Raw genomic sequence first — 13,778 nt, 5'->3', positions numbered from 1 at the left:
CTGATGTGCCTTTTTTATTTGTCCAGTACTACTTTATTTGAGTTTATGCTGGTTGTGGGCTGACAATTACCCCGGTTTCTTGTCACAATACAGCTTTCCGCGCAGCGTTCAGAAAACGCTATGCTGCGTGAAGTATGAATACGCAAAACAGTCACCTACAGCGGAGTGTGGTTACACCATGATGGACAGCTTACGCACGGCTGCTAACAGTCTCGTGCTCAAGATTATTTTCGGTATCATTATCGTGTCGTTCATTTTGACCGGCGTGAGTGGTTACCTGATTGGCGGAAGCAATAACTACGCCGCAAAAGTGAATGACCAGGAAATCAGCCGCTCGCAGTTTGAGAATGCGTTTAACAGCGAACGTAATCGTATGCAGCAGCAGCTGGGCGATCAGTATTCTGAACTGGCGGCGAATGAAGGCTACATGAAAACGCTGCGTCAGCAGGTACTGAATCGTCTTATCGATGAAGCCTTGCTGGATCAATACGCGCATGAGCTTAAACTCAGCATCAGCGACGAACAGGTTAAGCAGGCCATCTTTTCAACGGCGGCTTTCCAGGTTGACGGCAAATTTGATAACAACCGCTACAACGCGATTGTGAATCAGATGGGGATGACAGCCGATCAGTATGCTCAGGCATTGCGTAACCAGCTCACCACCCAGCAACTGATTGCTGGTGTTGCCGGTACTGATTTCATGCTGAAAGGTGAAACGGACGAGCTGGCGGCGTTAGTCGCGCAGCAGCGTGTGGTGCGTGAAGCGACGATTGACGTGAACGCACTGGCTGCGAAGCAACAGGCTACCGATCAGGAAGTGTCCAGCTACTACGAGCAGAACAAGAACCGCTTTATGACCCCGGAGCAATTCCGCGTGAGCTACATCAAGCTGGATGCGGCTGCCATGCAGGAAACGGTCAACGATGCGGATATCCAGTCTTACTATGACCAGCATCAGGATCAGTTCACCCAGCCGCAGCGTAACCGTTACAGCGTCATTCAGACCAAAACGGAAGATGAAGCGAAAGCGGTGCTGGACGCGCTGAACAAAGGCGGTGATTTTGCCGCGCTGGCGAAAGAGAAATCCGCAGACATTATCTCTGCGCGCAACGGCGGCGATATGGGCTGGCTGGAAGACGCCACCACGCCGGACGAACTGAAAAATGCCGGTCTGAAAGAAAAAGGCCAGCTGTCTGGCGTGATTAAATCCTCTGTTGGCTTCCTGGTCGCGCGTCTGGATGATGTTCAGCCTGCGAAAGTGAAACCGCTGAGCGAAGCGCGTGATGACATTGCCGCGAAAGTGAAGCAGGAAAAAGCGCTGGATGCCTATTACGCGCTGCAACAAAAAGTCAGCGATGCGGCGAGCAACGATACCGAATCTCTGGCGGGCGCTGAACAGGCCGCTGGCGTGAAAGCGGTTGAAACCGGCTGGTTCAGCCATGACAACCTGCCAGAAGAGCTGAATTTTAAACCGGTTGCCGATGCTATCTTCAACGGTGGTCTGGTTGGCGAGAACGGTACGCCGGGCAGCAACTCCGATATCATCACCGTGGATGGCGACCGCGCATTCGTGCTGCGCATCAGCGAGCATAAACCTGAAGCGGTTAAGCCTCTGGCTGACGTGAAAGAGCAGGTGGCTGCGCTCGTTAAGCACAACAAAGCAGAGCAGCAGGCAAAACTGGATGCTGACAAACTGCTGGTTGAGCTGAAAGCGGGTAAAGGCGCAGAAGCGATGAAAGCGGCCGGTCTGAGCTTTGGCGAAGCGAAAACGCTGAGCCGTACCGGGCAGGACCCGGTAAGCCAGGCTGCGTTTGCGCTGGGTCTGCCAGAGAAAGATAAGCCGAGCTATGGCGTCGCTAACGATATGCAGGGCAACGTTGTGCTGCTGGCGCTGGACGACGTGAAAGCGGGCTCTATGCCGGAAGAGCAGAAAAAAGCGATGGTTCAGGGTATTACCCAGAATAACGCGCAGATTACCTTTGAAGCGCTGATGAGTAACTTGCGTAAAGCGGCGAAAATCAAAGTCGGCGATGCGCTGGAACAGCAGTAATCACCGAGACGCTTCGCAAAAAACTGCAAAAAGTTGTAACCCTCAAAGGCCGCCTTCGCGGCCTTTTCCATTTCTGATATTTGCTATTTGTTTGCCTTTCGCCGCCCCGCTATCGTGATGCCACTGTTAACACACAAGGAGAAAACAGTATGAAACATGGAATCAACGCACTGCTGGTCACGATGACTCTGGCCTGCGCAGGCATGACGCACAACGCGCTGGCTGCCGGAACGGTAGAGAAAAATCAGGCGGTACAAACAAAGGCGGATTCGTCTGCGTCCACGCAGACTAAAGCCTCCGTGCCTGCAAAGGCCAGCGATGATGAAGGCGCGAGGGTCAGTATCAACACGGCTTCAGCGGAAGATCTGGCGCGGGTGATGAATGGCGTCGGGCTGAAAAAAGCGCAGGCGATAGTCAACTATCGGGAAGAGTATGGGCCGTTTAAAACGGTGGATGATTTAAAGCAGGTTCCGGGGATGGGGAGTTCGCTGGTGGAACGCAATCTGGCGGTGTTGACGCTGTAATAACTTGCACTGTGGCAAAAGTTTGCCAGGATAATGAGGTCATACCAGTTATGGCCTCTGTTCCTATAACAACAACGTAAGGTTATTGCGCTATGCAAACACAAATCAAAGTCCGTGGTTATCACCTTGATGTTTATCAGCACGTTAATAATGCCCGCTATCTTGAGTTTCTTGAAGAAGCACGCTGGGATGGGCTGGAAAACAGTGACAGCTTTCAATGGATGACGGCCCGCAACATCGCTTTTGTGGTGGTGAATATTAATATTAACTACCGTCGCCCCGCCGTGCTGAGCGATCTGCTGACCGTCACCAGTCAGGTGCAGCAGTTAAACGGGAAGAGCGGCATTTTAAGCCAGGTCATTACGCTTGAGCCGGAAGGGCAGGTTGTGGTGGACGCGCAGATTACTTTTGTCTGTATTGATTTGAAAACGCAGAAAGCATTGCCGCTGGAAGGTGAGTTACGCGAGAAACTGGAGCAGATGGTGAAGTAACGGAAAGTTGCCTGATGGCGCTTCGCTTATCAGGCCTACGGGCGACATTGACCACGGTGAATGTCGCCAGGCCGGATAAGGTGCGTGCACCGCCATCCGGCAAAACGATCACTTTAACCCTGTTTTCTGCTTCATTGCCGCCATCACTGCCGGTTTATCCGTCAGATAATGCTTCAGGCCGTTGGCGCGCAGATTACAGGCGGCGCACTGCCCGCAACCGTCACCTTTGATGCCGTTATAACAGGTCAGCGTCTCTTCGCGCACCAGATCCAGCTTGCCCCAGTAATCGGCGAGTGCCCAGGTTTCGGCTTTATCAATCCACATCAGCGGGGTTTCAAAGCGAATATCCTTCGCCATACCCAGGGTGACGGCATGATTCAGCGCTTTGACAAACTCATCGCGGCAGTCCGGGTAGCCGGAGAAATCCGTCTCGCAAACGCCGGTGATCACCGCTTCGGCTTTCACCTGATAGGCATAAATCGCCGCCAGAGTCAGAAACAGAATATTACGCCCAGGGACAAACGTATTCGGAATACCGTCGGCATCCGGTTCATAGTCCGGTACGGGAATGTTATCGCGCGTCAGGCTACTGACCGCCAGTTCGCTCAGCAGCGTTACGTCCAGCACCTTATGCGCACGCGCGCCGAGTTTTAAGGCCAGATTACGTGCGACATCAATCTCAGCGCGATGACGCTGACCATAATCAAAGGTGACGCAGTGCACTTCATCATACTGATGCAGCGCTTGCGCCAGACAGGTTGTGGAGTCCTGGCCTCCACTGAATACAACGACGGCACGTTTCATAACTTATCCTGACAAAAACGAAAAACGCTATGGTAGCGCCTGTGGATGGCCGCGACCAGCTTCTTCACCGCGCGGCGGCGGAAGCCATGCTTTCTCAAACTCAAACCAGCCGCGTGGATTGAGTTGAACGCCATTGACGCCCGGCGGCGCGCTAATACGGTAGTGATAGTTAAAAAGCGGCGTAAGCGTGGCGTCATTCATCAGACTCGTGAATACCTGTTGTAACGCAGTATAGCGGTCGTCTTCACCGGGCTGCGTTTGTAAGGCATCCAGCGTGGCCTGAAGATGGGCGAAAGCAGGGGCATCCAGCACATGCGGCCAGAGTTGATCGCAGCGTAGCCACTGCTCAAGCGTATATTCCGGCGCTTCGCCAATCAGCCTGTCGCCCATCATGAGATCCGCTTTTGCCAGCGAAGGGCAGTTATCCCAGTTTTTCGCGTTGTGGAAAATCAACGTTAATTCACAGCCGAGCGTTGCCAGATATTGCTGGAGTTGCTCCGCCATGGTGTGCAACTCAACGGGAAGGTGGTAAACCAGCGTCAGTTTTTTCGGTAATTCAACGGATTCCAGCCCCTTCCATTTCGGCATTACCCAGCCTGGCAGCAGCGCGTTGCTGGGCGTGATCAGATTTTCATCTACCGGCAGCGTCTGTAATAACGACGTATGATGAATGATGTCTACCAGGCGACGCGCCTGTTGCAGGCTGAGTTTCGAGCCTTTTTTAAGCGTCAGGTAGCAAAATCCCAGGCTAATACCGCTGCTCACCTGGCTAAGTGAGGCCAGCTCCTCAGGGTTGCCGATGGCGATCTGTACCGGATGGCGGCAGCTGGTGCCTAAATCCTGGTCAAAAAGCTGAGGCGTGATCCAGTATTCAATCGCCTTTAGCAGCGGGTGGCAAAGATGATAATTGTCGTGGCTTTCCAGGCGTACCAGCTCCGGCGTAAATAACGTCAGCCGAAAAGGTCCGGTGCCTGACAGCGGCTGATGCGGGTGCGCCAGGTGGCTACAGTAGCTTGCCAGACGGTGCGCCAGCCAGTAATCAGGGCGATGGAGAATGAACGTCAGGCATTGCGGATGGGTGACTTCAATACGCTTGACGCTGATAAACAATTTATTGAGGGCTGGCAGGTCAAGCAGCATCAGCAGGCGCGCGTGCAGTTGCGCAGTTTCTACCGTATCGCCATTATGCCAGTGCAGGGTAGAGCGAATATAAAAATCCCAGCGCATACCGTCGGCGGAGATATCCCAGTGATGTGCTAAATCCCCACAGGGACGCTGGCTGGCGTTGTCAAAGCGGGTGAGGCCGGAGAAAATTTGTCCCGCAAGATGCTGTTCTGCGCGACCGGGCAGAAATCCCGGATGCAACGGGTCCAGCGGACGATAGTAGGGAATACGCAGGGTCGGCGTGTCGTTTTGCCACTGACCGCCCATAAACGGTTGCAGCATGGTACGCAGTTCGCCTGGCGCCAGCTGTGCCAGCTCCAGCACATTAAGCTGCTGACCTTTTTCCAGCGCTTGCTCCATCATGGTATTGCGCAGTGACTCCGGCGTGACCAGAAATTGCAGTTTACCGCGCTTACCCCGCCCGGATTGCGCCTCCCATGTTAACCAGCCGGCTTCCTGCGCCTGACGTAGTAGCGTACGGACGTGGCGTTCGCTACAAAAACAGCGCTCCGCCAGTTCCCCAACGGTGACCGACTGAGGTTCTCCAGCCGAGGGCTGCCAGAGACGTTGATATTGTTTTAAACGGTTGAGAAGTCTCATTGAAACCCGGAACAATTCATTTTATCTATTCACTATTACTTCCGTATATCTCAGGTGATACTCAATCACAAGTTAATTGCGTCACAGTGTGGAGAAATAGATGGCTCGTCTGGCTGCATTTGATATGGATGGCACGCTTTTGATGCCAAACCACCATCTGGGTCATGAGACCCTTGCAACGCTGGCGCGCCTGCGTGAACGCGATATCACTTTAACGTTTGCGACCGGTCGGCATGTGCTGGAAATGCGGCATATTCTGGGGTCCATCTCAATGGATGCGTTTTTGATAACAGGCAACGGGACGCGCATTCACTCGCAGGAAGGCGATATGCTGCATCGCCAGGATCTGGACCCCGCCATTGCGGATCGCGTATTGCACCAGGCGTGGGATACCCGGGCCAGTATGCACGTATTCAACGATAACGGCTGGTTTACGGGGAGCGCGATCCCCGCGCTATTACAGGCGCATGTCTACAGCGGGTTCCACTATCAGATCGTGGATGTCAAACGTATCCCGGCCCACCAGGTCACTAAGATCTGTTTCTGTGGCGATCACGACGATCTGATCCGGCTGCGTATTCAACTGAATGAGGCGCTGGGCGAGCGGGCGAATCTCTGCTTTTCCGCTGTGGATTGTCTGGAAGTGCTGCCGCTCGGCTGTAATAAAGGTTCCGCGCTGGCGGTATTAAGCGACCATTTGGGGCTGTCGCTGACGGAATGCATGGCGTTTGGCGATGCGATGAACGATCGCGAAATGCTGGAGAGCGTGGGACGTGGTTTGATTATGGGCAACGCGATGCCGCAACTGATCGCTGAACTGCCGCATCTTTCAGTGATTGGCCATTGTCGTAATCAGGCGGTCTCTCACTTTTTAACGCATTGGCTGGATAATCCGCATCTACCTTATTCCCCCGAATGAGCGATCCTTTCCAGCAAGCCAGGCCCGTAAAGCCTGGCTTTTTTTATGCCGCTTAACGGACGTTCAGCAGTTGGGCAATTTCCGCCTGCCACGGCGCTAAATCGCCAATGTGATCGTTAACCCACTGGGGATTGTAATAGGTGTCGAGATAGCGTTCGCCGCTGTCACACAGCAGCGTGACGAGAGAACCGGTCTCTCCGGCATCGCGCATTCTGGCCGCAATCTGCAACGTTCCCCACATATTAGTACCGGTGGAGGCGCCCACTTTACGGCCCAGCTGCGTTTCCAGCCAGTGCGCGGTCGCGACGCTGGCGGCGTCAGGTACGCGCAGCATTTCGTCCACCACATCCGGGATGAAGGAAGGTTCCACGCGCGGGCGGCCAATCCCTTCAATTTTGCTGCCCACCGGGCTGCGCAATGTAGCGTCGCGATTCTGCCAGTAGGGCAGGAAGACCGAGTTTTCCGGGTCAACCACCATCAGGCGCGTGTCATACCCATGACAGCGAATATAGCGGCCAATTGTCGCTGACGTGCCGCCCGTCCCCGCGCTCATCACGATATGCTTCGGCACCGGATTCGGTTCACGCTGCATCTGATGGAAAATACTGTCGGCGATATTATTATTGCCGCGCCAGTCGGTGGCGCGTTCGGCATAGGTGAACTGATCCATATAGTGACCGTTCAGCTCGTGCGCCAGCTGCTCAGAGGCGGCGTAAATCTCGCAGGCGCTTTCGACAAAGTGGCAGCGACCGCCATAAAACGCAATTTGTTCGATTTTGCGTTTTGCCGTGCAGGAAGGCATTACCGCGATAAACGGCAGGCCGAGCAGTCGGGCGAACCAGGCTTCGGAAACCGCCGTTGAACCGGAGGAGGATTCAATAATGGTTGTGTTTTCTTTAATCCAGCCGTTACACAACCCATACAGGAACAATGAACGCGCCAGACGGTGCTTCAGGCTGCCGGTCGGATGGGTGCTTTCATCCTTCAGGTAGATCTGGATGCCCGGAAACGCCGGTAGCGACAACCGGATCAGATGCGTGTCGGCTGAACGCTGATAGTCAGCGTTAATTTCATTAATGGCGTTTTTAACCCAGGTGCTATTCATCATTAATTTCCATTTGTCATTTTGTGCCCAGATTAGCGAAAAGCACGGAAAAAATTGTTGCCATTTCACCTTTAAAATAGAATGTAAGGAGAAAAATCTTCTCTGTGGGGTGGGTATGTTAGATAAAATTGACCGTAAGCTGCTGCTTTTGTTGCAGCAGGACTGCACCCTCTCTTTGCAGGCGCTGGCCGATGCCGTTAATCTGACCACCACACCCTGCTGGAAACGGCTGAAACGTCTGGAAGACGACGGCATTCTCCTCGGTAAAGTCGCGCTGCTGGACCCAGAGAAATTGGGTCTGGGGTTAACGGCGTTCGTACTGATCAAAACCCAGCATCACAGCAGTGAATGGTACAGCCGCTTCGTGACGGTGGTCACCGAAATGCCGGAAGTGCTGGGGTTCTGGCGTATGGCCGGGGAATACGACTATCTGATGCGGGTTCAGGTAGCAGATATGAAGCGTTATGACGACTTCTACAAACGTCTGGTGAACAGTGTTCCGGGATTGTCAGACGTAACGTCGAGCTTTGCGATGGAACAGATTAAGTACACAACCGCTCTGCCTATTGAATAATTCTCCCGGAAAATATTGCCGGAAATCATGTCAGGATATAACGCGTGCGATTATTTGCTCAATTAAGCTGGTACTTCCGTCGGGAGTGGCGTCGCTATCTCGGCGCCGTGGCCTTGCTTATCATTATCGCTGTCCTTCAGCTGATCCCGCCCAAAGTGGTCGGGATCGTTGTGGATGGCGTCACTGCGCAACATTTCACTACCGGTCAGGTATTGATGTGGGTGGGCACGATGGCCATGATTGCGGTAATCGTCTATTTGTTGCGTTATGTCTGGCGCGTGCTGCTGTTCGGCGCCTCTTATCAACTGGCGGTTGAGCTGCGTGAAGATTACTACCGCCAGCTCAGTCGTCAGCACCCGGAATTTTATCTGCGACACCGCACCGGCGACTTAATGGCGCGCGCGACTAACGACGTCGATCGTGTCGTCTTTGCCGCCGGGGAAGGAGTGCTCACGCTGGTGGATTCGCTGGTGATGGGCTGCGCCGTGCTGATCGTGATGTCAACGCAGCTCAGTTGGCAACTGACGCTGTTCGCGCTGCTGCCTATGCCGATTATGGCGCTGATGATCAAGCGCTACGGCGACCGTCTGCATAACCGCTTCAAACTGGCGCAGGCGGCGTTTTCCAGTCTGAACGATCGTACCCAGGAGAGCCTGACCAGCATTCGCATGATCAAAGCTTTTGGCCTTGAAGATCGACAGTCGTCGCTGTTTGCGGCGGACGCGGAAGATACCGGGAAGAAAAATATGCGGGTAGCACGTATCGACGCCCGTTTTGATCCCACGATTTATATTGCCATCGGCATGGCTAATCTGCTTGCCATCGGCGGCGGAAGCTGGATGGTAGTGCACGGTACGCTGACGCTTGGGGAACTGACCAGCTTTATGATGTACCTCGGGCTGATGATCTGGCCTATGTTAGCGCTGGCCTGGATGTTTAACATTGTGGAACGCGGTAGCGCAGCGTACAGCCGTATCCGCGCGATGCTGGCGGAAGCGCCGGTCGTCAACGACGGAACGGAGGCGGTGCCGGAAGGGCGGGGAGCGCTGACGGTCTCCATTCGTGAATTCAGCTACCCGCAAACCGCGCATCCGGCGCTGGAAAATGTGCAATTCCAGCTTGAGCCAGGGCAGATGCTGGGGATCTGCGGGCCGACGGGCGCGGGGAAAAGCACTCTTCTTTCGCTTATTCAGCGCCATTTCGATATTACGCAGGGGGATATCCGTTTTCATGATATTCCGCTGACGCGCTTGCAGCTTGATAGCTGGCGCAGTCGCCTGGCGGTCGTCAGCCAGACGCCGTTCCTGTTCTCCGACACGGTCGGCAATAACATCGCGCTGGGGCGCCCAAACGCGACGCAGGAAGAGATTGAACAGGTGGCGCGGCTGGCCAGCGTGCATGAGGATATTTTGCGTCTGCCTCAAGGATATGACACCGAAGTGGGCGAACGCGGCGTCATGCTATCTGGCGGGCAAAAACAGCGCATTTCTATTGCGCGCGCGTTACTGCTCAATGCGGAAATCCTGATTCTGGATGATGCGCTGTCGGCGGTGGATGGCCGTACCGAACACCAGATTCTGCATAATTTACGCCAGTGGGGAGAGGGGCGCACCGTGATTATTAGCGCGCACCGCTTATCCGCTCTGACGGAAGCCAACGAGATTATCGTGATGCAGCATGGCCATATCGCCCAGCGTGGCGATCACGATGAATTAGTGCTGCAAACGGGCTGGTATCGCGATATGTATCGCTATCAGCAACTGGAGGCGGCGCTGACTGACGCTCCTGAAATCAACGAGGAGACGGCAGATGCGTAGTTTTGGACAGTTATGGCCGACCCTGAAAAGGCTGCTGGCGTATGGTTCGCCGTGGCGTAAACCGCTTGCCATCGCCGTGGTGATGCTGTGGATCGCGGCGGCGGCGGAAGTCAGCGGCCCGTTACTTATCAGCTATTTTATCGACAATATGGTCGCGAAGAGCCACCTGCCGCTGGGCATGGTCGCGGGGCTGGTGGCGGCGTACATTGGCTTACAGTTTCTGGCGGCGGGGCTGCATTATGCGCAGTCGCTGTTGTTTAATCAGGCGGCCGTCGGCGTAGTGCAACAACTGCGTACCGATGTGATGGATGCCGCTTTGCGCCAGCCACTGAGCGCCTTTGACACGCAGCCGGTGGGGCAACTGATCTCTCGCGTGACCAATGATACGGAAGTCATCCGCGACCTTTACGTTACGGTCGTGGCGACGGTGCTGCGTAGCGCGGCGTTAATTGGCGCGATGCTGGTCGCCATGTTCAGCCTCGACTGGCGGATGGCGCTGGTCGCGATGGCGATTTTCCCGGCGGTGCTGGTGGTGATGGTGATTTACCAGCGCTATAGCACGCCGATTGTGCGCCGCGTGCGGGCATATCTGGCGGACATCAATGATGGCTTCAATGAGGTCATTAACGGCATGAGCGTTATTCAGCAGTTCCGCCAGCAGGCGCGGTTCGGCGAGAGAATGGGGGAGGCCAGCCGCTCGCACTATATGGCGCGGATGCAGACCCTGCGACTGGACGGCTTTTTATTGCGCCCGCTGCTCAGCCTTTTCTCCGCGCTGATCCTCTGCGGATTACTGATGCTGTTTAGCTTTACCTCGCGCGGCACCATTGAAGTCGGGGTGTTGTACGCCTTTATCAGCTATCTGGGGCGTCTGAACGAGCCATTGATTGAACTGACGACCCAACAGTCGATGTTGCAACAGGCTGCGGTGGCGGGGGAGCGCGTATTCGAACTGATGGACGGCCCACGCCAGGATTATGGTCGGGATGAGTGCCCGTTGCAGTCGGGCAGGATTGACGTTGATGATGTCTCCTTCGCCTACCGTGACGACAATCTGGTGCTGCAAAACATTACGCTCTCCGTTCCGTCGCGCAGCTTTGTGGCGCTGGTCGGGCATACCGGCAGCGGCAAGAGTACCCTCGCCAGCCTGCTGATGGGGTATTACCCGCTTACACAGGGAGACATTCGCCTTGACGACCGTTCGCTGTCAACGTTGAGCCACGGGGTTTTACGTCAGGGAGTCGCGATGGTGCAGCAGGACCCGGTGGTGATGGCGGATACGTTCCTGGCAAACGTCACGCTGGGGCGCGATATTTCTGAGGAACAGGTCTGGCAGGCGCTGGAAACCGTGCAACTGGCGGAGCTGGCGCGTAGTCTGAGCGAGGGTATCCACACCCGGCTGGGCGAGCAGGGCAATAATCTGTCCGTCGGGCAGAAACAGCTGCTGGCGCTGGCGCGGGTGCTGGTTGATACGCCGCAGGTTCTGATTCTGGATGAAGCCACCGCCAGCATTGACTCCGGTACTGAGCAGGCGATTCAGCAAGCGCTGGCGGCAGTGCGTGAACACACCACGCTGGTGGTGATTGCACATCGCCTGTCAACCATTGTTGATGCGGACACCATTCTGGTGCTGCATCGCGGGCAGGCGGTCGAGCGCGGTACGCATCAACAACTGCTCGAAGCGCAAGGGCGTTACTGGCAGATGTACCAACTACAGCTTGCCGGTGAAGAGCTGGCGGCCAGCGCGCGTGAGGAATCGCTCAGCGCCTGATGGCGCTGCGCTTATCAGGCCTACGGACAATGCGCTCTTGTAGGCCGAATAAGGTGCTTACGCCGCCATCCGGCAATCAACAATCTGGTGCAAAAATGTAACGTACCATGCACCGTTATAGTGCGTTTTTTCTTTTCCTTCCCCAGCCGCACCCTACAAGCCTGAATTATCCCGCGTTTTTCATTTCTGGCACACCCCTTGCAATATCCCTGTCGTGAAGCGGCAGACATTATCGAATTCTGACAGGAGGGGATCTATGAAGCTGGTTACCGTGGTAATCAAACCGTTCAAACTGGAAGACGTCCGTGAAGCACTGTCTTCGATTGGTATTCAAGGGCTGACAGTCACCGAAGTGAAAGGCTTCGGGCGTCAGAAAGGTCATGCCGAGCTGTACCGCGGTGCGGAATACAGCGTCAACTTCCTGCCCAAAGTGAAGATTGATGTGGCGATTGCCGACGACCAGCTTGATGAAGTCATTGAGGTCATCAGCAAGGCGGCCTACACCGGAAAAATTGGCGACGGCAAAATTTTTGTCGCTGAGCTGCAACGTGTCATTCGTATTCGTACCGGCGAAGCCGACGAAGCGGCACTGTAACTCCTGGCACACAGTGATAGGGAACGAAAAGATGAAGATAGCAACGATGAAAACTGGCCTTGCTTCACTGGCTTTGCTTCCAGGTCTGGCAATGGCGGCTCCGGCGGTTGTGGATAAAGCCGACAATGCCTTTATGATGATTTGCACCGCGCTGGTGCTGTTCATGACCATTCCGGGCATTGCTCTGTTCTATGGCGGATTGATCCGTGGAAAGAACGTGCTGTCGATGTTGACGCAGGTTGCCGTCACCTTCGCGCTGGTCTGTATTTTGTGGGTTGTTTACGGCTATTCGCTGGCCTTTGGCGAGGGGAACAACTTCTTTGGCGACTTCAACTGGGTGATGCTGAAAAATATTGAACTCACGGCAGTGATGGGCAGTTTCTACCAGTATATTCACGTTGCTTTCCAGGGCTCTTTCGCCTGCATTACCGTCGGGCTGATCGTAGGGGCGCTGGCTGAACGTATCCGCTTCTCTGCGGTACTGATTTTCGTGGTGGTGTGGCTGACGCTCTCCTATATCCCGATTGCGCATATGGTCTGGGGCGGCGGTTTGCTGGCTTCTCACGGCGCGCTGGATTTTGCGGGCGGTACGGTCGTGCATATCAATGCGGCGATTGCTGGTCTGGTGGGGGCTTATCTGATTGGCAAACGCGTCGGCTTTGGTAAAGAGGCGTTCAAACCCCATAACCTGCCGATGGTTTTCACCGGCACCGCGATCCTCTATATCGGCTGGTTTGGCTTTAACGCCGGGTCGGCGGGCATGGCGAACGAGATTGCTGCACTGGCCTTTGTTAACACCGTGGTGGCAACGGCTGCCGCTATTCTGGGGTGGATTTTCGGCGAGTGGGCGCTGCGCGGTAAACCGTCTCTGCTGGGCGCCTGCTCCGGCGCTATCGCGGGACTGGTCGGCATAACGCCAGCCTGTGGTTACATTGGCGTCGGCGGCGCGTTGATTCTCGGTGTCGTTGCGGGGCTGGCGGGTCTGTGGGGCGTGACGATGCTTAAACGTCTGCTGCGTGTGGACGATCCTTGTGATGTGTTTGGCATCCACGGCGTTTGCGGCATCGTTGGGTGTATCCTGACCGGGATCTTTGCGTCCACCACCCTCGGCGGTGTAGGGTTTGCCGAAGGCGTGACGATGGGGCATCAGCTGCTGGTGCAGCTGGAGAGTATCGCTATCACCATCGTCTGGTCTGGCGTAGTGGCGTTTATCGGCTACAAACTGGCGGATATCACCGTTGGGCTGCGCGTACCGGAAGAGCAGGAGCGCGAAGGTCTGGACGTCAACAGCCACGGCGAGAATGCGTATAACGCCTGATCATCAACAGGCCGGAGGCGACGCTTTTGCGTCGCCATTCGGCCAT

12 protein-coding genes are annotated in these 13,778 nt (G+C 55.3%); 9 read left to right on the top strand and 3 right to left on the bottom strand.

From position 1 onward, the window contains the following. Window positions 1–178: 178 nt before the first annotated feature. The 3 genes from ppiD to fadM all read left to right on the top strand — a co-directional run bounded on the left by ppiD (window position 179) and on the right by fadM (window position 3,065). Entirely contained in the window at window positions 179–2,050 is a 1,872-nt protein-coding gene (ppiD, locus tag OGV82_RS01430) for a peptidylprolyl isomerase (protein WP_012133541.1), read from the top strand. 149 nt (window positions 2,051–2,199) lie between these two features. Then, window positions 2,200–2,574, top strand: a complete 375-nt coding sequence (locus tag OGV82_RS01425; RefSeq protein WP_047458466.1) for a helix-hairpin-helix domain-containing protein — start codon at window positions 2,200–2,202, stop codon at window positions 2,572–2,574. 92 nt (window positions 2,575–2,666) lie between these two features. After that, the gene (gene fadM, locus OGV82_RS01420; RefSeq protein ID WP_012133539.1) at window positions 2,667–3,065 is read left to right on the top strand and encodes a long-chain acyl-CoA thioesterase FadM; all 399 of its coding nucleotides are present in this window, start codon (window positions 2,667–2,669) and stop codon (window positions 3,063–3,065) included. A 108-nt stretch (window positions 3,066–3,173) separates the two neighbouring features. On the opposite strand, the gene queC is transcribed toward fadM, so the two are convergent. Then, the gene (gene queC, locus OGV82_RS01415; RefSeq protein ID WP_047458463.1) at window positions 3,174–3,869 is read right to left on the bottom strand and encodes a 7-cyano-7-deazaguanine synthase QueC; all 696 of its coding nucleotides are present in this window, start codon (window positions 3,867–3,869) and stop codon (window positions 3,174–3,176) included. Window positions 3,870–3,896: 27 nt separating this feature from the next. Next, window positions 3,897–5,633 carry an SgrR family transcriptional regulator gene (locus OGV82_RS01410; RefSeq protein WP_047458460.1) on the bottom strand — a complete coding sequence of 579 codons (1,737 nt, stop codon included), beginning with the start codon at window positions 5,631–5,633 and terminating at the stop codon, window positions 3,897–3,899. 100 nt (window positions 5,634–5,733) lie between these two features. Here OGV82_RS01410 and cof point away from each other — a divergent pair, with 100 nt between their 5' ends. Then, a complete protein-coding gene (cof, locus tag OGV82_RS01405) occupies window positions 5,734–6,552 on the top strand; it encodes an HMP-PP phosphatase (RefSeq protein ID WP_101743912.1) in 819 nt (272 codons plus the stop codon). Window positions 6,553–6,604: 52 nt separating this feature from the next. On the opposite strand, the gene OGV82_RS01400 is transcribed toward cof, so the two are convergent. Next, on the bottom strand, window positions 6,605–7,660 hold the full coding sequence (locus OGV82_RS01400; RefSeq protein ID WP_101743911.1) for a PLP-dependent cysteine synthase family protein: 1,056 nt from the start codon (window positions 7,658–7,660) through the stop codon (window positions 6,605–6,607). A gap of 112 nt (window positions 7,661–7,772) precedes the next feature. Between OGV82_RS01400 and decR the strand changes: the two genes are divergently transcribed. The 5 genes from decR (at window position 7,773) to amtB (ending at window position 13,732) form a co-directional block, all read left to right on the top strand. Then, window positions 7,773–8,231: a DNA-binding transcriptional regulator DecR gene (gene decR, locus OGV82_RS01395; RefSeq protein ID WP_012133534.1), complete on the top strand. Its 459-nt coding sequence runs from the start codon at window positions 7,773–7,775 to the stop codon at window positions 8,229–8,231. A gap of 44 nt (window positions 8,232–8,275) precedes the next feature. Then, on the top strand, window positions 8,276–10,048 hold the full coding sequence (locus OGV82_RS01390; RefSeq protein ID WP_024130591.1) for a SmdA family multidrug ABC transporter permease/ATP-binding protein: 1,773 nt from the start codon (window positions 8,276–8,278) through the stop codon (window positions 10,046–10,048). Then, entirely contained in the window at window positions 10,041–11,819 is a 1,779-nt protein-coding gene (locus OGV82_RS01385) for a SmdB family multidrug efflux ABC transporter permease/ATP-binding protein (protein WP_101743909.1), read from the top strand. The genes OGV82_RS01390 and OGV82_RS01385 overlap by 8 nt, the downstream gene beginning before the upstream one ends. Before the next feature lie 256 nt (window positions 11,820–12,075). Then, the gene (gene glnK, locus OGV82_RS01380) at window positions 12,076–12,414 is read left to right on the top strand and encodes a P-II family nitrogen regulator (protein ID WP_012133530.1); all 339 of its coding nucleotides are present in this window, start codon (window positions 12,076–12,078) and stop codon (window positions 12,412–12,414) included. 31 nt (window positions 12,415–12,445) lie between these two features. After that, complete coding sequence (gene amtB, locus OGV82_RS01375) at window positions 12,446–13,732, top strand: ammonium transporter AmtB (RefSeq protein WP_024130590.1); 1,287 nt, start codon at window positions 12,446–12,448, stop codon at window positions 13,730–13,732. Window positions 13,733–13,778: the final 46 nt, after the last annotated feature.

This window comes from Citrobacter sp. CK191, from assembly GCF_030333435.1.
In the GTDB taxonomy this organism is placed as follows: domain Bacteria; phylum Pseudomonadota; class Gammaproteobacteria; order Enterobacterales; family Enterobacteriaceae; genus Citrobacter_B; species Citrobacter_B koseri.
This window is presented reverse-complemented; position numbering and strand designations above follow the sequence as displayed.

Bases quoted from the DNA above. Each gene is read 5' to 3' on its own strand.
- cof (WP_101743912.1), top strand. From the start codon at position 5,734: ATGGCTCGTCTGGCTGCATTTGATATGGATGGCACGCTTTTGATGCCA.
- ppiD (WP_012133541.1), top strand. From the start codon at position 179: ATGATGGACAGCTTACGCACGGCTGCTAACAGTCTCGTGCTCAAGATT.
- fadM (WP_012133539.1), top strand. From the start codon at position 2,667: ATGCAAACACAAATCAAAGTCCGTGGTTATCACCTTGATGTTTATCAG.
- queC (WP_047458463.1), bottom strand. From the start codon at position 3,869: ATGAAACGTGCCGTCGTTGTATTCAGTGGAGGCCAGGACTCCACAACC.
- amtB (WP_024130590.1), top strand. From the start codon at position 12,446: ATGAAGATAGCAACGATGAAAACTGGCCTTGCTTCACTGGCTTTGCTT.
- OGV82_RS01410 (WP_047458460.1), bottom strand. From the start codon at position 5,633: ATGAGACTTCTCAACCGTTTAAAACAATATCAACGTCTCTGGCAGCCC.
- OGV82_RS01400 (WP_101743911.1), bottom strand. From the start codon at position 7,660: ATGATGAATAGCACCTGGGTTAAAAACGCCATTAATGAAATTAACGCT.
- OGV82_RS01425 (WP_047458466.1), top strand. From the start codon at position 2,200: ATGAAACATGGAATCAACGCACTGCTGGTCACGATGACTCTGGCCTGC.
- OGV82_RS01385 (WP_101743909.1), top strand. From the start codon at position 10,041: ATGCGTAGTTTTGGACAGTTATGGCCGACCCTGAAAAGGCTGCTGGCG.
- decR (WP_012133534.1), top strand. From the start codon at position 7,773: ATGTTAGATAAAATTGACCGTAAGCTGCTGCTTTTGTTGCAGCAGGAC.
- glnK (WP_012133530.1), top strand. From the start codon at position 12,076: ATGAAGCTGGTTACCGTGGTAATCAAACCGTTCAAACTGGAAGACGTC.